The sequence below is a fragment of the Blastococcus sp. SYSU D00922 genome, assembly GCF_054050495.1.
Window position 1 is genome coordinate 221,499 of record NZ_JBJGZL010000001.1, and the last position, 18,686, is coordinate 240,184.

An 18,686-nucleotide genomic window follows, 5' to 3' on the forward strand; every position below is an offset into this window, starting at 1 on the left:
GCATGCTCTACTACCTGCGTGGCACGCCCCCGACTGCACGCACCCGAGACGGTGCTCGACGCCGCCGAGGAGCTGGTCATCGCGCACGGCCGGGGGAGCCTCACCGTGCGGGCGCTCGCCGAGCGCGCCGGGGCGTCGAACGGCAGCCTCTACCACGCCTTCGGATCCGTGGAGAACGTCGTCGCGCAGGCCTGGCTGCACCGCGCGCGGCAGCTCCTCGAGGTGCAGGGGACCGCGGTCGAGGCGGCGCTGGCCGCCGGGGACGCCCTGGCCGCGGTGCAGGCGGCGGCCGACGCGCCCGCCCGGCTGCACGACGTCGAACCGCCGGCCGCCCGGCTGCTGACGGCGCTGCGCCGCGACGACGTCCTCACCGACGGCATCCCGGAGGCCGTGGCGGCCGACCTCCGCTCGCTCGACCGCGACCTCGCCGCCGTCCTGCGCCGGCTCGCCCGTGCCGTGTGGGACCGCACCGACCGGGCCGCGGTCGACGTCGTGACCACCTGCGTCGTGCGGCTGCCGGCCGCGCTGCTCTTCCCCGAGATCCGCGCCGGGCGGGTGCACCCGCTCACCCGCCGCCGGCTGGCGGCGGCCGTCGCCGCCGTCCTCGACTGCCCCCTCACCTCCTAGGAGACCCCGATGCCCGTGCTCGACCGCTCCGGCGACGTGTTCGTCCTCGATCTCGGCGACGGCGAGAACCGCTTCCACCCGGACTGGCTGGCGGCGGTCGTCGCCGCGCTGGACGAGGTGGAGGGGGCCGACGGTCCGCGCGCCCTGGTGACCGCCGCGACCGGGAAGTTCTTCTCCAACGGGCTGGACCTCGAGTGGCTGTTCGCGAACCCCGATCGGTCCGACGAGTACGTGGTGAGCGTGCAGGAGCTCTTCGCCCGCTACCTCGCGCTGCCCGTGCCGACCGTCGCCGCGCTGCAGGGCCACACGTTCGCGGCCGGCGCGATGCTGTCCCTGGCGCACGACTTCCGCGTCATGCGGGCCGACCGCGGGTTCTGGTGCCTGCCCGAGGCAGACATCGGCATCCCGTTCACCCGCGGCATGTCCGCGCTGATCCAGGCGCGGCTGACGCCGCAGACGGCGCACGAGGCGATGACCACCGCCCGCCGCTACGGCGGTGACGAGGCGCTCGCCGCGGCGGTGGTCGACCGGGCGGTCGGTGAGGACGAGGTGCGCTCGACCGCGGTGGAGCTCGCCGGGTCCCTGACCGGCAAGGCCGGCGAGGTCCTCGGGACGATCAAGTCGCGCCTGTACGCGCCGGTCCTCGACGTCCTCCGCGACCGAGACAACCCCCGCGGCTGATCAGACGATCGCGCCCTTGCCGGTGATCGCCCGTCCGACGATCAGCGTGTTCACCTCGCGGGTGCCCTCGTAGGAGTAGATCGCCTCCGCGTCGGCGACGTACCTGCCGACGTTGTGCTCCAGCAGGATGCCGTTGCCGCCCATCAGTTCCCGGGCCCAGCCGACGGTCTCGCGCATGCGCACGGTGGTGAAGGCCTTGGCCAGCGAGGCCTGCTCGTCGGTCATCGTGCCGCAGTCCTGCAGCTGGGACAGCCGCGCGCACAGCGACGCCGAGGCGGTGATGTTGCCGAGCATGCGCACGAGCAGGTCCTGCACGAGCTGGAAGCCGGCGATCGGCTTGCCGAACTGGGTGCGGTCGGTGGCGTAGCGCAGCGCGTGCTCGTAGGCGCCGCGCGCGCAGCCGACCGCCGACCACGCCACCAGCGCGCGCGTCATCTTCAGCACCTTGGCGGTGTCCTTGAAGCTGTTGGCCTCCTGCAGCCGGTTCTCCTCGGGCACCCGCACGCCGTCGAGCGTGATCAGGGCGTTCTGCACCGCCCGCAGCGCGATCTTGTCCTCGAGGTCGACCGCGCTGAACCCGGGGGTGTCCTTCTCCACGACGAAGCCGAGCACCCGCTGGGTGTCGACGTCCTGCGCCCAGACGACGACCAGGTCGGCGAAGCTGCCGTTGCCGATCCACTTCTTCTGCCCGTCGAGGACCCACGAGTCGCCGTCCCGGCGGGCCTTGGTCCGCAAGCCCCGCGCGACGTCGGAGCCGGACTCCGGCTCGGTCAGGCCGAAGGCGCCGAGCAGGTCCATCCGGGCCATGGCCGGCAGCCAGCGCTCCTTCTGCTCCTCGGAGCCGCAGAGGTGCACCGACCCCATGGCCAGCCCGCTGTGGACGCCGTAGAACGTGGCGATCGACGGGTCGCCGCGGGAGAGCTCCATCGAGATCATGCCGTCGAGCAGCGAGGACTTCCCCGGGCAGCCGTAGCCGGAGTACGGGGTGCCGATGATGCCGAGCTCCGCCAGACCCGGGACCAGCTCCAGCGGAAACTTCGCCCGCGTCCAGTAGTCGTTGATGATCGGCTGGACCTGCTCGTCCATGAACGCGCGCACGCGGTGCAGCACCGCGCGGTCCTCCTCGTCGAGGAGCGCCTCCAGGTCGTAGAAGTCGGACGTCACTGTCCTCGCCTCGGTCACGCCCGCCCCCTACCCGCGCGGCATGGACGATCAACCGGATGGGCACCAGCACCCCATGCGATCCATCGCCGACCAGACCGTCGACGAGCTGGGCGGACCGGGCAGCGTCCTGGTCCGCCAGCGCGACGACCACATCGAGCTCGACCGGCTCCTCCAGGAACTGGACGGCACCACCGGCCGGACCCAGGAGGAGGTTCTCAACCGCATCGACCGGCTGGTGTTCAGCCACGCCTTCGCCGAGGAGACGGTGCTGTGGCCGGTGCTGCGCCGGGTGCTCCCGGACGGCGACGCCCTGACCCTGCAGGTGGAGAAGGAGCACCAGGAGGTCAACGAGCTGGTCAGCGCGCTCGAGGCCGACGGGCCCGACGACCCGCGCCGCCCGGCCCGGCTGGCCCGCCTGGTCGAGGTGCTCCGCGAGGACGTGCGCGACGAGGAGGACGTCCTCTTCCCGCACCTCCAGCAGGCGGTGCCGGCCGACGAGCTGCGCCGGCTGGGCCGCCGCTGGGAGCTGATGCGGCGCCTGTCGCCCACCCGGCCGCACCCGACGGTCTCCCGCCGTCCGCCCGGCAACGCCCTGTCCGGGCTCCCGCTGTCGCTGCTCGACCGGACCCGGGACGTCGTCGACGCCGGCGTCCGCCGCGCGCCGGCGCAGCTGGTGCCGGTGGGCGAGGCGCTCAGCAAGGGCCTCGCGGCGCTCGCCGGCCTGGTCGAGCGCATGCCGCCGTCCCGGACGGGCGACCGGCCGCCGACCAGCCGCTGATTACGCAGCAGGCGCCCCCTCCCGTCGGGGAGGGGGCGCCTGCGGTGGTCGTGCGCCTTACGTCGTCTGCTTGTCCTTCGGGTCCTCGCGGGCGTCGAGCTGGATCTCCTTCTCGGCCCTCGGGACGCCCTCCTTGAGCTCCCGGTTCCGCTCGATCTCGGCGTCGAGCTCGATGCCGAACAGCAGCGCCACGTTGATCAGCCAGAACCAGATCAGGAAGACGACGACGCCGGCGAGCGCGCCGTAGGTCTTGTTGTAGCTGCCGAAGTTGCCCACGTAGAAGGCGAAGGCGGCCGACGCCACGATCGCGACGACGATGGCGACAGCGGCACCCGGGCTCACCCACTTGAAGCCGCGCAGCTTGGCGTTCGGCGTCGAGTAGTAGAGGACGGCGATCATCAGCGCCAGGACGACGAGCACGACCGGCCACTTGACGACGTTCCAGATGGTCTGGCCGGTCTCACCGATGCCGATGGCCCCGGCGATCGCGTCGACGACCGGACCGCTCAGGACGAGCAGCGCGAGGATCACCGCGGCGAAGAGGATGCCGACCAGGGTGACCAGCAGCTGGAGCGGCTTGAGCTTCCAGATCTTGCGGCCCTCGGGCGTCTCGTAGACCACGTTGGCGGCGCGGGTGAACGCCCCGACGTAGCCCGACGCCGACCAGACCGCACCGGCGAGACCGATGATCAGCGCGATGCCCGCGGTGCCGTTGTTCCCGGCGACCTGGTCGATCACCGGACCCAGGGTCCGCGCCGCGCTCTGCGGCACCACGGCGGTGAGCGCGTCGGTCAGCTCCCGCGGGGTGGTGAACAGCCCGACGATCGACGTGAGTGCGATCAGCGCGGGGAAGAGGGCGAGGACGCCGTAGTAGGTGAGCGCGGCGGCCCAGTCGGTGAGGTTGTCCTCGCTGAACTCCTTGAGCGTGCGCTTCAGCGTCGGGAAGGCACCCGGCTTCGGATCGGCCCCCGTGGGCGCGTAGTCGGCACGCGTGCCGCTGATCTCGTCGGTCTCGGGCGCGGGGTCCCCGGCGGTGTCGGCGGCACGGTTGCCGTGGAACTGCGTCTCCGCTGTGCGGTGCGAGCCGGTGGCTCGGGCCATGGGGTCCTCCGGGGTCAGGCGGCGGGAAGTCCTGACTGCGGTTCCCCGGACGGACCCGTTCCATGCCGGACGCGCCGGTAACGGTTCGGCGGAGCAGACGTGGTCAGCGGATCCCGGACACCGGCGACCACTCCCCGGCCCGGGCCGTGGCCTCCTCCACCTCGGCCAGCGGGTCGCTCCGCCGCGCCCGGCCGGAGCGGCGGTCGGCGACCATCCCGGCGATCGCGACGACCACCACGGCGAGCGTCGCGAGGGCGCCGACCAGCGCCACCTGGGTGTAGACGCCCTCGTCGGGGAATCCCGTCGCCGGATCGAGGCCGGCCGCGATGAGCGTGACCGCCACGGTGCTGCCCAGGGCCTGCCCGACGGACCGGGCGATCGAGTTGACGGCGTTGGCCACGCCGGTCTCGTTCTCGCGCACGGCCTGCACGACCAGGGCCGGCAGGGCCGCGTAGGCGACCGTCACCGACACCTGGGTCAGCAGGCCGGCGACGACGACCAGCCAGGGCTCGCCGCGCAGGAAGGCGAGCAGCAGGAACCCGGCGACGCCCGAGGAGGCGCCCGCGAGCAGGGTCGGGAGCGCACCGAGCCGGGTCACCACGCGGCCGGCGACGGGGGCGAGGGCGATGCCGGCGATCCCCCCGGGGAGCAGGTAGACGACCGACGCCTCCAGCACCGACGCGCCGAAGCCGTAACCGGTGACCGACGGCGGGGCCTGCACGTACTGCAGGACGGCGAGGAAGGAGGCGAACAGCGCGATGCCGGTCATGAGCCCGGCGACGTTCGGGACGACGGTGCGCCGGTCGGCCAGCATCGCGGGGCGCACGAGCGGCTGCGCCGTCCGGCGCTGCAGGACCACCCAGGCGGCCAGCACGACGACCGCCCCCGCGAAGCACCCGACGACGGCCGGCGACGTCCAGCCCCACGGGTTGCCCTGCGAGACCGGCAGCAGGAGCAGCACCAACCCCAGCCCCAGGACCAGCGCGCCCCACCAGTCGACGCGCCCGGAGGCCGACGACGGGCGGTGCGGCAGCACCCGGTGCGCCATCAGCAGCGAGACGAGGGCGGCACCGAGTCCGATCCAGAAGGGCCTGCGGTAGTCGCCGCCGTCCCCGATCAGGAGGCCGGTGGCCACCAGCCCGGCCACCCCGCCCACGGCCAGGGTGCTGCTGACCACGCTCATGGCCACGCTCAGCCGGCGTTCGGGAAGCTCGCGGCGCAGCACGCTGATGGACAACGGGAACAGCCCGTAGGAGGCGCCCTGCAGGATCCGGCCGGCCAGGAGCAGGGGCAGCGACGTCGTGACGATGGTCAGCAGCGTGCCCACCGCCACCGCGACGAGGATCCCCAGGATCACGGGGCGCTCCCCGCGCAGGTCGCCGAGCCGGCCGAGGACCGGCGTGAGGACGGCGGCGGCGAGCAGGTTCGCGGTCAGCACCCAGCCCGCGGCCCCGGCGGAGACGTCCAGCTGCTGCTCGATGGCACCCAGGACGGGCACCACGAGGCTCTGCAGCAGCGACAGGGTGGTGACCCCGAGGGCCAGTGCCAGGACCAGCAGCCCGGGTCGGACGGTGGTCGTGGGCACGGATCGATCAGACCACGCGGCCCGGGCCCTCAAGTCGGTGCGGTCGGCAACCGATGGAGGTGAAGCCGATCACACTCAGTCAGGTGAAGTACCCAACTCGACGATTGAGACCTCGATCGGCGGGGGACACAGTTCCCCGACGACGTGTTCCGCCCCTGTCCCGGCGGATCACCCGATTGCTTGGGGGAGTACCGAACTGATGATGATGGCCGTGACCCTGCTGGGGTTCTTCTTCCTGACGGCCCTGGTCATCGCGATGGGCACCTCGTCCACCGCCCGCTACGAGCGGGAGCGTGCGGAGGGTGTGGCCACGCAGCGCCAGGCCGCCGCCGAGACGGTGGGCGCCGCCCCCGCCTGACCCGGCAGCACGACAGCGCGCCCCGCGTCCTCCGTCAGGAGGAGCGGGGCGCTGTCATGTCCGGGGTCCTGGCTCAGAGCCAGCCGGGGTCCGCGTCGAGGACCGTCCGGTCCAGCGACTCGAGCAGGTCGAACCGGTGGTGCACCCGCGGGAGCTCCCACTTCCAGAAGAACCGCGCCGCCTGGCGCTTGCCCTCGTGGAAGTCCGACTCCGACGAGCCCGTGGCGAGCGCCTGCTCCAGCCACAGCCAGGCGACGACGAGGTGCCCCGCGGCCTCCAGGTACACGTGCGAGTTGGCCAGGGTCACCTCCGGGTCGCCGGCGCCCCACAGCGTCGCCGTCACCGAGCCCATGCGGGCGACCGCGGCGTCCAGGTCGGCGGCGAAGCCGGCCCACTCGGTGCCCGCTGCGCGCGCCGTCGTCGCGCCGATCGTCTGCCCGAGCAGGGCGAGCCCGGCGCCGCCCTGCATCACGACCTTGCGGCCGAGCAGGTCCAGCGACTGGATGCCCTGCGTGCCCTCGTGGATCGGGTTGAGCCGGTTGTCGCGGTAGAACTGCTCGACCGGGTAGTCGCGGGTGTAGCCGTAGCCGCCGTGCACCTGGATGGCCAGGTCGTCGGCCGCCAGCCCCCACTGCGAGGGCCACGCCTTCGCGATCGGGGTGAGCATGTCGAGCAGCAGGTGCGCGCGGTCGCGCTCCTCCTGCGTCTCCGCGGTCTGCTCCTCGTCGACCAGCCGGGCGCAGTAGAGGCCCAGCGCCATCCCGCCCTCGACGTAGGACTTGGCCGTCAGCAGCATCCGCCGGACGTCGGGGTGCTCGATGATCGGGACCATCGGCGTGGCCGGGTCCTTGGCGCCGGCCGGGCGGCCCTGCGTCCGGGTGCGGGCGTACTCCAGCGCGTGCAGGTAGCCGGTGTAGCCGAGGACGGTCGCGCCGACCCCGACGCCGATCCGCGCCTCGTTCATCATGTGGAACATGTAGGTGAGGCCCTTGTGCGGCTCTCCCACCAGGTAGCCGACGGCGCCCGCCCTGCCGCCGGGGGTGTGCACGCCCTCGCCGAAGTTGAGCAGCGTGTTCGTCGTCCCGCGGTAGCCCATCTTGTGGTTCAGCCCGGCCAGGACGACGTCGTTGCGCTCGCCGAGCGTGCCGTCGGTGTTCAGCAGGAACTTGGGCACGATGAACAGCGAGATGCCCTTGGTCCCGGCCGGTCCGCCGGGGATCTTGGCCAGGACCAGGTGGACGATGTTCTCGGTCAGCTCGTGGTCGCCGCCGGAGATCCACATCTTGTTGCCGGTCAGCCGGTAGGTGCCGTCGTCCTGCGGCTCGGCCTTCGTCGTGATGTCGGCCAGCGACGAGCCCGCCTGCGGCTCGGACAGCGCCATCGTGCCGAACCAGCGGCCCTCGAGCTCGGGCCGCACGTAGGTGTCGATCTGCTCCGGGCTGCCGTGGGCGAGCAGCAGCCGCGCGTTGCCCATCGTGAGGAACGGGTAGGCCGACGTGCCGACGTTCGCCGCCTTGAACCAGGCGAACACCGCCTGCCCGACGGTGTGCGGCAGCTGCATGCCGCCGTACTCCTCGTCGAACGACCCGGCCATGAGGCCCGCGTCGGTGAAGACCTTCAGGGCCCGCGCGACCTCGGGGATCATCTCGACCTTGCCGTCGACCATGCGCGGCTCGTTCAGGTCCGCCGTGCGGTTGTGCGGCGCGAAGTGGTCGGTCGCGATCTGCTCGGCGAGGTCCAGGACGGCGTCGAACGTCTCGCGGGAGTGCTCGGTGAACCGGGGCCGCTTGGTCAGCGACTCGACGTCGAGCCACTCGTGCAGCATGAAGTCGAGGTCACGGCGGGACAGGATCAGCGACGGAGCCACGGTGACATTGTCGTCCTCCGGACGACACCGCGCCCAGGTGCCCTCCGCGGCTGCGGCGGGCCGTTCCGTCGCGCCTGCGCGGACCCCTCCGGGGCCCACTCGGCACGACACCGCGCCCAGGTGCCCTCCTCGGTCGCGCGGAGCCGTTCCGTCGTGCCTGCGCGGACCCCTCCGGGGCCCACTCGGCACGACATGCAGCAGGGGCCGCCACTCCGGTGGGAGAGACGGCCCCTGCGGGACACGGCGGTGCGGTCAGTCGCGCGGGTCCTCCGCCGTGCCGGACGGCGGCGGCGTCGACGTCGGTGCCGAGGCGCCGACCGACTGCACCTTCTGGTCGGCCTCGACGTCCGGGGTGACCGCGGTGCCGGTGATCTCGCCGGCGCCGGCCTGCTGGGCCTGGATCCCGGACTGGTTGCGCAGCGGCAGCTCCGGCAGGAACAGCATCACGAAGAAGCCGATCGCCACGACGATCGCCGCGACCAGGAAGACCAGGTCGATCGAGTCGGAGAACCCGGTCTTGAACGGCAGCGCGAGGAAGTCGGGGAGCTGCTGGATGAACGAGGTGTCCGAGAGGTCCCCGCCGCCGTTGAGCTGGCCGCTCTGCACGGCCTCGGCCACCCGCGGGTCGGTCGCCGCCGCGGCGCGCACCGCGCTGCTGATCTTGTCCGGCAGCGTGGTGAACAGGATGGACAGGAAGGCCGCGACCCCGATCGTGCCGCCCATCTGCCGGAAGAACGTCACCGACGAGGTGGCGACGCCCATCTCGGTCGGCCGGACGGCGTTCTGCACGGCCAGGATCACCGGCTGGAAGTTGAAGCCGAGCCCGAGACCGAGCAGGACCATGAACGGCGCGAGGACCCAGACCGAGGTGTCGGCGTCGATGATGAACGACATCGCCACCAGCGCGGCCACGATGAAGACGATCCCGACCAGCGGGTAGATCTTGTACTTGCCGGTCTTCGAGATCGCGATGCCCGAGCCCATGGCGCCGGTCATGATGCCGGCGACCAGCGGGATCATCTGCAGGCCCGCCACCGTCGGGCTCGAGCCGTGGACGATCTGCAGGTACTGCGGCAGCAGCAGGATGCCGCCGAACATGCCCGCACCCAGGACGACGCTGCCGACGCTGCTCACCGCGAAGCTGCGGTTCGCGAACATGCGCAGCGGGAGCAGGGCGTCGTCCTTGTAGGCCCGCTCGGCGAGGATGAAGAGCACCAGACCGACGACGCCGATCGCGTAGCAGAGCAGCGCGCGACCCGAGTCCCAGCCCCAGATGCGGCCCTGCTCGGCGACGATCAGCAGCGGCACCAGGCAGATGACCAGCGCCAGGGCGCCGGGCCAGTCGATGCGGTGGTCGCGGCGGGTGTGCGGGAGGTGCAGCACCCGGAAGACGACGGCGAACGCCGCGATGCCCAGGGGCACGTTGATGTAGAAGATCCAGCGCCAGCCGTCGATCGCCAGGAGCGAGGTCTGCCCGGCGAAGAAGCCGCCGATGACCGGGCCCAGCACGCTCGACGTCCCGAAGACGGCCATGAACATGCCCTGGTACCGGGAGCGCTCCCGCGGCGGCACGATGTCGCCGATGATCGCCAGGGCCAGCGACATGAGGCCGCCCGCGCCGATGCCCTGGATCGCCCGGTAAGCGGCCAGCTGGTACATCGAGTCGGCCAGGCCGCAGAGCATCGAGCCCAGGACGAAGACGCCGATGGCGAAGAGGTAGAACGGCCGGCGCCCGTAGAGGTCCGACAGCTTGCCGTACAGCGGGGTCGCGATCGTCGACGTGATCAGGAAGGCCGTCGTCGCCCAGGCCTGCAGGTCGTACCCGTCGAGGTCGTCGGCGATGGTCCGGATCGCGGTCGAGACCACGGTCTGGTCGAGGGCCGCCAGGAACATGCCGAGCATGAGGCCGCCGAGGATCGTGAGGATCTGGCGGTGCGTGAACACGCCGCTGGCGTCCGGCGCGGCCGCGGCGGCGCGAGCGCCCCGTCGGTCGGCCGCGGTGGCGCGGGTGGACTGGCTCATCGGTTCTCTCTCGGGGAGTCGGTGGGGACGCCGGCGTCGGGGATGCCGGGCAGGGCGGCGGACAGGTCGTCCAGGAAGCGGCCGAACAGGCTGGTCAGGGTGGCCAGCTCGTCGGCCTCCCAGTCCGCGGTGACCTGAGCGAGGTGGTTCTCCCGTTCCCGGCGCAGGGCCTCGAGAGCGGTGTGGCCGGCATCGGTGACGACGAGCCGGCTGGCCCGCCCGTCCGCCTCGTCGGCGACCCGCCGGACCAGGCCCTGCTCCACCAGCGCGGCGACGTGCCGGCTGACGGTCGACGGGTCGGCGTGCACCAGCTCGGCGAGCGCCCCCTGGCGGAGCGGGCCGAGCCGGACGAGCGGGAAGAGGAGCACCAGGGCCGCGCGGTCGCGGCTGTCGGCGCGCGCCGCCTGGGTCTTGAGGGCGTGCACGACCCGCATGAAGCGGGGCAGCTGCTCGGAGAGCTTGCGCACCTCGGTGAGCCGGTCGGCCGGCGTCTGCTGCATGACCAGGTCACCTCCGGAGCTCGGTCGCATGCACGGTACAACCGGTTGCACGACACAAGCAACAAGTTGCAGGGCGCACGAAGTGTGACGTCGGCGACCGCGGGGGACCCGACTGCTGCGGGGGTGGGACCCTGGAGTGCCCCGTCCGATCCGAGAGGAACCCGAGTACCACCGTGAGTGCGCCCGAGATCCCCGCTCCGGAGCCGGAGCTCCGGGAGCGGCTGGCGGCGCTCACCATCGCCGACGAGCACCGGCTGCGCCGACGGCTCGACGGCCTGCGGAAGACCCGGGACCCGCAGGCGCGCGCCCGTCAGCGCGAGCGGATCGCCGCCGACGTCGCGGCCGCCGAGCAGCGGATCGCGCGGCGTCGTGCCGCCGCCCCCGCGGTCGGCTACCCCGAGGACCTGCCGGTCAGCGCCCGGCGCGACGACATCGCCGAGGCGCTGCGGACCTCCCAGGTCGTGGTCGTCGCCGGTGAGACCGGCTCGGGGAAGACGACGCAGCTGCCCAAGATCGCGCTGGAGCTCGGCCGCGGGGTCCGCGGCCGCATCGGGCACACGCAGCCACGCCGCATCGCCGCCCGCAGCGTCGCCGAGCGGATCGCCGAGGAGCTGGGTACGCCGCTGGGCGAGGCCGTCGGCTACAAGATGCGCTTCAACGACCAGGTGTCGGACTCGACGCTGGTCAAGCTGATGACCGACGGCGTGCTGCTGGCCGAGATCGCCCACGACCGGCTGCTGCGCCAGTACGACACGATCATCCTCGACGAGGCCCACGAGCGGAGCCTCAACATCGACTTCCTGCTGGGCTACCTCGCCCAGATCCTGCCGCGCCGGCCGGACCTGAAGCTGGTCATCACGTCCGCGACCATCGACGTCGAGCGGGTGGCCGCCCACTTCGCGGGCGCCCCGGTCGTCGAGGTGAGCGGGCGGACCTACCCGGTCGAGGTCCGCTACCGGCCGGTCGTCGACCCCGACGACCCGGAGGCCGATCCGGACCGCGACCAGGTGACGGCGATCCTCGATGCTGTCGACGAGCTGGTCGCCGAGGGGCCCGGCGACGTCCTGGTCTTCCTCGCCGGCGAGCGGGAGATCCGCGACACGCAGGACGCGCTGGCCGACCGCGACCTGCCGAACACGGAGATCGTGCCGCTCTACTCGCGGCTGTCGGCGGCCGACCAGCACAAGGTCTTCGCCCCGCACACCGGCCGGCGGATCGTGCTGTCGACCAACGTCGCCGAGACCTCGCTGACCGTGCCCGGGATCCGCTACGTCATCGACCCCGGGACCGCGCGCATCTCCCGGTACAGCCATCGCACCAAGGTGCAGCGGCTGCCGATCGAGCCGGTGAGCCAGGCGTCGGCCCGGCAGCGCTCGGGCCGCTGCGGCCGGCTGGGCCCGGGGATCGCCATCAGGCTCTACACCGAGGACGACTTCGACGCCCGGCCGGAGTTCACCGACCCGGAGATCCTGCGCACCAACCTCGCGTCGGTGCTGCTGCAGATGGCGGCCCTCGACCTGGGCGTCGTCGAGGAGTTCCCGTTCGTCGACCCGCCCGACCGCCGCGCGATCGCCGACGGCCTGGCCCTGCTCGAGGAGCTGCACGCCCTCGACGGGGACGGGAAGCTCACCGACACCGGCCGGGCGCTCGCCGCCCTGCCGCTGGACCCGCGCATGGCACGGATGGTCGTCGAGGCGGACCGCCGCGGTGTGCTCGACGAGGTCCTGGTGATCGCGGCCGGGCTGACCATCCAGGACCCGCGCGAGCGGCCGACCGAGCACCAGCAGGCGGCCGACCAGATGCACGCGCGGTTCGCGGACGAGAACTCCGACTTCCTGGCGCTGCTCAACCTGTGGCGGTACCTCTCGGACCAGCAGGACGCCCTGAGCGGGAACCAGTTCCGGCGGACGGTGAAGCGGGAGTTCCTGCACTACCTGCGCATCCGCGAGTGGCAGGACCTGCACGGACAGCTCCGCGGGACCGCCCGGCGGCTGGGCATGGAGCTGGGCGAGCCGGCCACCGAGCCCGACGAGCGCGGCATCCACGCGTCCCTCGTCGCCGGGCTGCTGAGCCACGTCGGCCTGCAGATGGAGCCGGCCAAGAACCGGGACGGCAAGCCGGGCCGCCCCGGTCGCGAGTACCTGGGCACCCGCAACACCCGCTTCGTGATCGCCCCGGGCACCCCGCTGGCGAAGAAGCCGCCGCGCTGGGTCGTCGCCGCCGAGCTGGTGGAGACCAGCCGGCTCTTCGCCCGCACCGTGGCACGCATCGACCCCGAGACCGTCGAGAAGCTGGCCGACCACCTGGTCAAGCGCCAGTACTCGGAGCCGCGGTGGGACGCCAAGCGCGGCTCGGTGGTCGCCACCGAGCGGGTCACGCTCTACGGGCTGCCGCTGGTCGTCGGCCGGAGGGTGCAGTACGGCTCGATCGACCCGGTCGTCTCCCGGGAGCTGTTCATCCGCCACGCCCTGGTCCAGGGGCAGTGGACGACGCACCACCGGTTCTGGGCCGACAACCAGCGGGCGATCGAGCAGGTCGCCGAGCTGGAGGAGCGTGCACGCCGCCGCGACATCGGCGTCGACGACGAGACGCTGTTCGAGCTCTACGACGCGCGGATCCCGGCGGACGTCGTCTCGACCCGGCACTTCGACAGGTGGTGGAAGACCGCCCGCCGGCAGACGCCCGACCTGCTGACGTTCACCCCGGAGATGCTCACCAACGCCGCGGCCGCGGGGGAGGTCCGCCCCGAGGACTACCCGGACGAGGTCCAGCTCTCGCAGGGCCTCACCCTGCCGCTCTCGTACGCGTTCGCCCCAGGGGCGGCGCAGGACGGCGTCACGGTCGACGTCCCGCTGGCGGTGCTCGACGGGGTCGCGCAGGCGACGTCGGGGGAGTCGCTGGCGTTCACGGTGCCCGGCCTGCGCGAGGAGCTGGTCACGGCGCTGCTCCGGACGCTGCCCAAGCAGCTGCGGCGTGGCCTGGTGCCCATCCCGGACCGGGTGCGGGAGGTCCTGCCCAACATCGACCCGGGGGAGCCGTTGCTGCCCGCGCTCGAGCGCGAGCTGCGGCGGGCCACCGCGGTGACCATCCCGCCGGACGCCTGGGCGCCGGACCAGGTGCCCGGTCACCTGCGGGCGACGTTCCGGGTGCTCGACGACCAGCAGCGGCCGATGGCTACGGGCAAGGACCTCGAGGCGTTGCGCGCCCAGGTGGCGCCGAAGGCGCGCGCCAGCCTGGCGCGGGCCGCGTCCGACCTCGAGCGGACCGGGCTGACCGGGTGGACGTTCGGCACGCTGCCGCGGACGGTCGACGTGCAGCGGGGCGCCCACGTGGTGACCGCCTACCCCGCGCTGGTCGACGAGGGCGAGACCGTCGGCATCCGCGTCGTCCCCATGGAGGCGGAGGCCGAGCGGCTGACCCGGCGGGGCGCGCGACGGCTGCTGATCCTGGTGGCGGGGTCGCCGGTCAAGGCCGTCGTGAAGACGCTGTCGCCGCGCTCGCGACTGGCTCTCCAGTTCAACCCGGACGGGGAGATCCCCGAGCTCGTGGCCGACTGCGTCGACGCGGCGGCCGACGAGCTGATCGCCGCGGCCGGTGGGCCGCCGCGCGACGAGGCCGCCTTCTCGGCGCTGGTCGCCACGGCGAAGGGCGAGCTGCACCGGCTGACCGTCGACGCGGTGCAGAAGGTCGAGGACGTGCTGACCCAGGCGCGCGAGGTCGCGGTCGCCATCGGGGCCGCACCTGCCCGCCGCGTCCCGGAGGCCGCCGTGGCCGACCTGCGCCGCCAGATGACCGGGCTGCTGCACCGCGGGTTCGTGGCCGCCGCCGGCCGACGCCGGCTGCCCGACCTGGTCCGCTACCTGCGCGCGATGGCCTACCGCCTGGAGAAGCTGCCGGCCAACGCGGCGCGCGACGAGCTGTGGATGCGCCAGGTCGAGGCGGTCACCGCGGAGTACGAGCAGCTGCGGGCGCAGCAGCCGGGCACGGGGGCGCCCGACGACCCGGTGGCGCGCGTGCGCTGGATGATCGAGGAGCTGCGGGTGGGGCTGTTCGCCCAGGGCATCGGCACGCCGCGGCCCATCTCCGAGCAGCGCGTCTACAAGGCGATCGACCAGCTCATCGCCTGACGGCGAACCGCCCCGACTAGCTCATCGCCTGACGGCGAACCGCCCCGACCAGCTCATCGCCTAGGCGTCGACCGCCTCCTCAGGGCCGTCCTCCCGGAGCAGCGCCGAGATGCGCTGCCGGGTGACGCCGAACAGCGCGGCGATGCGGTTGATGCTCACCTGCTCGGCCCGGAGTGCCGCGGCCTGCTCCCGCCGCCAGGTGTGCCCGGCGGCGGACAGGGTCGCCAGCACCGTGGAGATGCGCTCGACGACCAGGGGGCGCGCCTCGCCCGTGACGATCTCCAGCCAGGCCCGGCCCGACCGGCGCTCCCGCAGCAGGGTGTCGGCGCGGGCGCGAGCCTGCACGAGCTCGTCGATGCAGCGGTCGAGCTCGACGACGAGGTCCTCGAGTGCAGCGCCGGCTTCGTCGCGGGATGGGGCGGTGTCCACCTCTGCGCTCACGGAATCCCTCTCGTAGGCCGCAACCAGGTTGCACACTACCGGAGTGTCACGGGTGTTGCAGGCAACGGCCGTGCCGTGCAACACGCCGTGCGCGCAAGGGGTCTTGCGCCCCCACGGGAGAGCGCTTAGGTTGTGCGCAACGGAATCGTGTCAGCGCGGATGCCTCCGTCCCTCCAGCAGATCGGGAACCGCTCCGTGTCCAGCCGCACCGCCTCCGTCGACCTCCCGCCGACAGCCGCCAGCGTGCCCGCGGCCCGGCACCTGGTGCTCGAGCTGCTGCGCGTCTGGGACGTCCCGCACGACCGCGAGGACGCCGCCCTGCTGGTCACGGAGCTGGTGTCGAACGTCGTGGACCACGTCGGTGGCGAGGCGAACCTGTCCCTGGAGCTGGAGGTCTCCGACGACTGGCTGCGCATCGCGGTGGCCGACGGCTCGTCGGTGCGGCCGGTGGTGCGCGAGCTCTCGACCGAACGCTCCCGAGGCCGCGGGATGCGCATGGTCCAGGCGATCGCCGACCGGTGGGGCGCCGAGGACCACCGGGGTGGCAAGCGCGTCTGGTTCGAGCTCCGCCCGCCCGTCCGCTGACCCGGCGCGTGTGACGGGCCTGCTGGTTTGCCGCGGAGCGTCATCGGGGAGGGCTGTCGGGAGCACACGTCAGCGACCCGAAGGGACGACGCACATGAGCGAGCCCAGCAGCCACACCCAGGCGGCAGGCGAGGGCCTCTCCGACGAGGAGATGGTCGAGACCGTCGCCGGCCAGACCGACAGCGCGTCCGAGAACGCCGACACGGCCGGCAAGGACTGGAACGGCGACCCGAGCGAGGCGCCGGCCCCGACCGACGAGGCCTGAGGCCCGGGACGCCGTCCGGCCGGCAGCGGCCGGGCGGCGTCCGCACTGACAGACTGCGGACGTGACCACGGACACGTCCACGACCGTGAACCCCCTCGCGGGAGCGCTGCGGCCCGCCCTGAGCCCCGCCCGGACCGTGGTCCGCTGGGGTGTGCGGCACGGCCTGCCCGCCGTCTTCCTCGAACGCGGGGCGCGGCGCGGGGACCTGGTGGGCCGGCTGCTGCGCGACAGCTCCGTGCGGGACGAGCCGTACATGCTGTACGAGGAGCTGCGCGCCCGCGGCCCGCTGTCCCCCGGCAGCATCGGGCTGGTCACCCCGTCGCACGCCGTCGCCTCGGAGATCCTGAGGTCCGAGCGCTTCGGCGTCGGCTGGGACCGCTCGCAGGCGCCCCGGCTGATCCGCTGGGCCCTGCGCTTCGGCGACGAGCTGGACGCGACGGGCGTGGCCGAGCCGCCGTCGATGCTGGTCGTCGACCCGCCCGACCACACGCGCTTCCGCCGGCTGGTGAGCCGCGCGTTCACGCCGCGGGCCACCGCCGCGTTCGAGCCGGTGGTCCAGCGGACCGCCGACGCCCTGCTCGACGCCCTGGAGCTCCGGAGCGGCGAGGTCGACCTCGTCGAGACCTACGCCGCGCAGCTGCCCGTGCTGGTGATCGCCGACCTGCTGGGTGTACCGACCGAGCGCCGCGAGGACTTCCTCCGCTGGGGCGCCGCGGCCGCCGCCACCCTCGACCCGGGGCTGTCCTTCCGGAGGTACGTGGCCGCCGAGCGCGCGCTGCGCGCCATGCACGCCTTCCTCCGCGAGCACTTCGCCCGGCTGCGCCGCGACCCCGGCGAGGACCTGGTCAGCCGGCTGGTCGGGCTCCCGGACGACGAGGCGCTCACCGAGCGCGAGCTGCACGCCACGGTGATGCTCCTGCTCGGCGCCGGCTTCGAGACCACGGTGAACCTGCTCGGCAACGGCGTCGTGCTGCTCGACGGCCACCGCGAGCAGTGGGACGCCCTGCGCGCCGCGCCGTCGGGCTGGGACGGGGCCGTGGAGGAGATCCTGCGGTTCGACAGCCCGGTGCAGATCACCGGCCGGTCGGCGAAGGAGCCGGTCGCCCTCGCCGGCCGCGAGGTCCGGCCGGGCACGCGGGTGACGGTCCTGCTGGGTGCGGCCAACCGCGACCCCGACGTCTTCCCGGCGCCCGGCCGCTTCGACGTCGGCCGGGCCAACGCCCGCGAGCACCTCGCCTTCTCCGCCGGCATCCACTACTGCGTGGGTGCGGGCCTGGCCCGGCTGGAGGGCGTCGTCGGCCTGCGGGCGCTGAGCGAGCGGTTCCCCGCGCTGCGGGTCAGCGGCCGGCCGGTGCGACGGGATCTGCAGACGCTGCGGGGGTTCGAGCACCTGCCGGTGGTGCTCCGCTGAGCACCGCCGCGCGGGCGGCGCCCCAGCCGGCCCACGTCATGGGCAGCAGCACGGCGAGCAGCAGCGCGAGCGGCCACGACCAGCCGTGCGTCGCGTCGTGCAGCGCACCCAGGACCAGCGGCCCCAGCGCGGCCAGCAGGTAGCCGAGGCACTGCGCGACGCCGCCGAGCCGGGCGGCGACCAGCGGGGTGGGGCTGCGCAGCACGATGAGGGTCAGCGCCAGGGCGAAGCCGGCGCCCTGCGCCAGGCCGAACGCGGCCACCCAGACCAGGGTGGCGCCGTCCGGATCGGCCAGCAGGCCGCCCAGGCCCACCACGTAGGCGAGCGCGACGGCGAGGACCAGCGGCCGCTGGGTGCGCATCCGGCCCGCCTGCGCGGGGGCCAGCAGCGCGCCGACGGCGCCGACGACGTTGGCCAGCCCGAGCAGCAGCCCGCCCTCGCCCGCCGGGACGCCCGCGTCGGCGAGCAGGGTGGGCAGCCAGGCGGCGACCGAGTAGAACTGCACGCTCTGCAGGCCGATGTAGGCGGTCACCTGGCGGGCCAGTGGCTGGCGCAGCAGGGACCACGAGCCCTGGCCCTCGGGCAGCGGCCCGCTCACGCGGCGGTCGCGGCCTGTCCCGGCGACCGGCAGCCAGAGGGCGAGCGCCGCGAGGGCGAGGACCAGCCAGGTCCCGAGCGCCCAGCGCCAGTCGACGCCGAGAGCTCCCGCCAGCGGGATCGTGAGCGCCGCGCCGGCCGCGGCGCCGATGTTCAGCGAGGCCGAGTAGAGACCCATGACCGCGCCGGGGCGCCGGAACTCGCGCTTGACGTAGGCCGGCAGCAGCACGTTGGCCAGCGCGATGGCCGCTCCGGCGAGCAGGCTGCCGGCGAACAACGTCGCGACGGGCGAGAGCAGCCGCAGGGCGATGCCGGCGACGAGGAGGCCCAGCGAGAGCCCGACCGCGGTCTCCAGCCCGATCCGGCGGGCCAGGCGCGGCGCGACGGGGGCGAAGGCGCCGAAGCACAGCACCGGCAGCGTGGTCAGCAGGCCGGCCATCGCCGACGACAGCCCGGTGTCGGACCGCAGCTCCCCGAGGATCGGTGCCACGGCGACCACGGCCGGGCGCTGGTTGAGCGCGACCGCGACGATCGCCGCGACGAGGAGGACGCTCGCGACGCGGGTACGGCTCACCCG

General features: G+C 73.5%; 16 protein-coding genes. 8 read left to right on the forward strand and 8 right to left on the reverse strand.

Annotated elements, in window-relative coordinates; all coding sequences use genetic code 11:
* The first annotated feature begins 18 nt into the window (after positions 1 to 18).
* Both ACI78T_RS01140 and ACI78T_RS01145 read left to right on the forward strand, forming a co-directional pair.
* Positions 19 to 627 carry a TetR family transcriptional regulator gene (locus tag ACI78T_RS01140; RefSeq protein ID WP_456556255.1) on the forward strand — a complete coding sequence of 203 codons (609 nt, stop codon included), beginning with the start codon at positions 19 to 21 and terminating at the stop codon, positions 625 to 627.
* Positions 628 to 636: 9 nt separating this feature from the next.
* Complete coding sequence (locus ACI78T_RS01145) at positions 637 to 1,308, forward strand: enoyl-CoA hydratase-related protein (RefSeq protein WP_456556256.1); 672 nt, start codon at positions 637 to 639, stop codon at positions 1,306 to 1,308.
* Here the strand turns inward: ACI78T_RS01145 and ACI78T_RS01150 are convergent, their stop codons facing one another.
* Positions 1,309 to 2,490, reverse strand: coding sequence for an acyl-CoA dehydrogenase family protein (locus tag ACI78T_RS01150; protein ID WP_456556257.1), 1,182 nt, complete (start codon positions 2,488 to 2,490; stop codon positions 1,309 to 1,311).
* A 55-nt stretch (positions 2,491 to 2,545) separates the two neighbouring features.
* On the opposite strand from ACI78T_RS01150, the gene ACI78T_RS01155 reads away from it, so the two are divergent.
* Positions 2,546 to 3,250 carry a hemerythrin domain-containing protein gene (locus ACI78T_RS01155; protein WP_456556258.1) on the forward strand — a complete coding sequence of 235 codons (705 nt, stop codon included), beginning with the start codon at positions 2,546 to 2,548 and terminating at the stop codon, positions 3,248 to 3,250.
* A gap of 57 nt (positions 3,251 to 3,307) precedes the next feature.
* Here ACI78T_RS01155 and ACI78T_RS01160 read toward each other — a convergent pair whose 3' ends face one another.
* Together ACI78T_RS01160 and ACI78T_RS01165 are read right to left on the reverse strand one after the other, a co-directional pair.
* The gene (locus ACI78T_RS01160) at positions 3,308 to 4,351 is read right to left on the reverse strand and encodes a YihY/virulence factor BrkB family protein (RefSeq protein WP_456556259.1); all 1,044 of its coding nucleotides are present in this window, start codon (positions 4,349 to 4,351) and stop codon (positions 3,308 to 3,310) included.
* A 103-nt stretch (positions 4,352 to 4,454) separates the two neighbouring features.
* Positions 4,455 to 5,936 (reverse strand): MFS transporter, encoded by a 1,482-nt coding sequence (locus tag ACI78T_RS01165; protein WP_456556260.1) that lies wholly within the window; start codon positions 5,934 to 5,936, stop codon positions 4,455 to 4,457.
* Between the two features lie 211 nt (positions 5,937 to 6,147).
* Between ACI78T_RS01165 and ACI78T_RS01170 the strand changes: the two genes are divergently transcribed.
* Complete coding sequence (locus ACI78T_RS01170) at positions 6,148 to 6,294, forward strand: hypothetical protein (protein ID WP_164704443.1); 147 nt, start codon at positions 6,148 to 6,150, stop codon at positions 6,292 to 6,294.
* A gap of 73 nt (positions 6,295 to 6,367) precedes the next feature.
* Here ACI78T_RS01170 and ACI78T_RS01175 read toward each other — a convergent pair whose 3' ends face one another.
* The 3 genes from ACI78T_RS01175 to ACI78T_RS01185 all read right to left on the reverse strand — a co-directional run bounded on the left by ACI78T_RS01175 (position 6,368) and on the right by ACI78T_RS01185 (position 10,683).
* Positions 6,368 to 8,161 (reverse strand): acyl-CoA dehydrogenase, encoded by a 1,794-nt coding sequence (locus ACI78T_RS01175; RefSeq protein WP_456556261.1) that lies wholly within the window; start codon positions 8,159 to 8,161, stop codon positions 6,368 to 6,370.
* A 252-nt stretch (positions 8,162 to 8,413) separates the two neighbouring features.
* Positions 8,414 to 10,183, reverse strand: coding sequence for an MDR family MFS transporter (locus ACI78T_RS01180; protein WP_456556262.1), 1,770 nt, complete (start codon positions 10,181 to 10,183; stop codon positions 8,414 to 8,416).
* Positions 10,180 to 10,683, reverse strand: coding sequence for a MarR family winged helix-turn-helix transcriptional regulator (locus ACI78T_RS01185; protein ID WP_456556263.1), 504 nt, complete (start codon positions 10,681 to 10,683; stop codon positions 10,180 to 10,182). The genes ACI78T_RS01180 and ACI78T_RS01185 overlap by 4 nt, the downstream gene beginning before the upstream one ends.
* A gap of 173 nt (positions 10,684 to 10,856) precedes the next feature.
* Between ACI78T_RS01185 and hrpA the strand changes: the two genes are divergently transcribed.
* On the forward strand, positions 10,857 to 14,810 hold the full coding sequence (gene hrpA, locus ACI78T_RS01190) for an ATP-dependent RNA helicase HrpA (protein WP_456556264.1): 3,954 nt from the start codon (positions 10,857 to 10,859) through the stop codon (positions 14,808 to 14,810).
* Positions 14,811 to 14,870: 60 nt separating this feature from the next.
* On the opposite strand, the gene ACI78T_RS01195 is transcribed toward hrpA, so the two are convergent.
* On the reverse strand, positions 14,871 to 15,251 hold the full coding sequence (locus tag ACI78T_RS01195; RefSeq protein ID WP_456556265.1) for a hypothetical protein: 381 nt from the start codon (positions 15,249 to 15,251) through the stop codon (positions 14,871 to 14,873).
* A 195-nt stretch (positions 15,252 to 15,446) separates the two neighbouring features.
* Between ACI78T_RS01195 and ACI78T_RS01200 the strand changes: the two genes are divergently transcribed.
* The 3 genes from ACI78T_RS01200 to ACI78T_RS01210 all read left to right on the forward strand — a co-directional run bounded on the left by ACI78T_RS01200 (position 15,447) and on the right by ACI78T_RS01210 (position 17,512).
* Entirely contained in the window at positions 15,447 to 15,836 is a 390-nt protein-coding gene (locus tag ACI78T_RS01200) for an ATP-binding protein (protein WP_456556266.1), read from the forward strand.
* A gap of 94 nt (positions 15,837 to 15,930) precedes the next feature.
* Positions 15,931 to 16,101: a hypothetical protein gene (locus ACI78T_RS01205; protein ID WP_456556267.1), complete on the forward strand. Its 171-nt coding sequence runs from the start codon at positions 15,931 to 15,933 to the stop codon at positions 16,099 to 16,101.
* A gap of 61 nt (positions 16,102 to 16,162) precedes the next feature.
* Positions 16,163 to 17,512, forward strand: coding sequence for a cytochrome P450 (locus ACI78T_RS01210; protein WP_456556268.1), 1,350 nt, complete (start codon positions 16,163 to 16,165; stop codon positions 17,510 to 17,512).
* Here ACI78T_RS01210 and ACI78T_RS01215 read toward each other — a convergent pair.
* A complete protein-coding gene (locus tag ACI78T_RS01215) occupies positions 17,439 to 18,683 on the reverse strand; it encodes an MFS transporter (protein WP_456556269.1) in 1,245 nt (414 codons plus the stop codon). The two genes, ACI78T_RS01210 and ACI78T_RS01215, sit on opposite strands and share 74 nt — an antisense overlap.
* Between the last annotated feature and the right edge of the window lie 3 nt (positions 18,684 to 18,686).

Coding starts and splice junctions, on each gene's coding strand:
- ACI78T_RS01145 (WP_456556256.1), top strand. CDS start 637: ATGCCCGTGCTCGACCGCTCCGGCGACGTGTTCGTCCTCGATCTCGGC.
- ACI78T_RS01155 (WP_456556258.1), top strand. CDS start 2,546: ATGCGATCCATCGCCGACCAGACCGTCGACGAGCTGGGCGGACCGGGC.
- ACI78T_RS01160 (WP_456556259.1), bottom strand. CDS start 4,351: ATGGCCCGAGCCACCGGCTCGCACCGCACAGCGGAGACGCAGTTCCAC.
- ACI78T_RS01180 (WP_456556262.1), bottom strand. CDS start 10,183: ATGAGCCAGTCCACCCGCGCCACCGCGGCCGACCGACGGGGCGCTCGC.
- ACI78T_RS01185 (WP_456556263.1), bottom strand. CDS start 10,683: ATGCAGCAGACGCCGGCCGACCGGCTCACCGAGGTGCGCAAGCTCTCC.
- ACI78T_RS01205 (WP_456556267.1), top strand. CDS start 15,931: ATGAGCGAGCCCAGCAGCCACACCCAGGCGGCAGGCGAGGGCCTCTCC.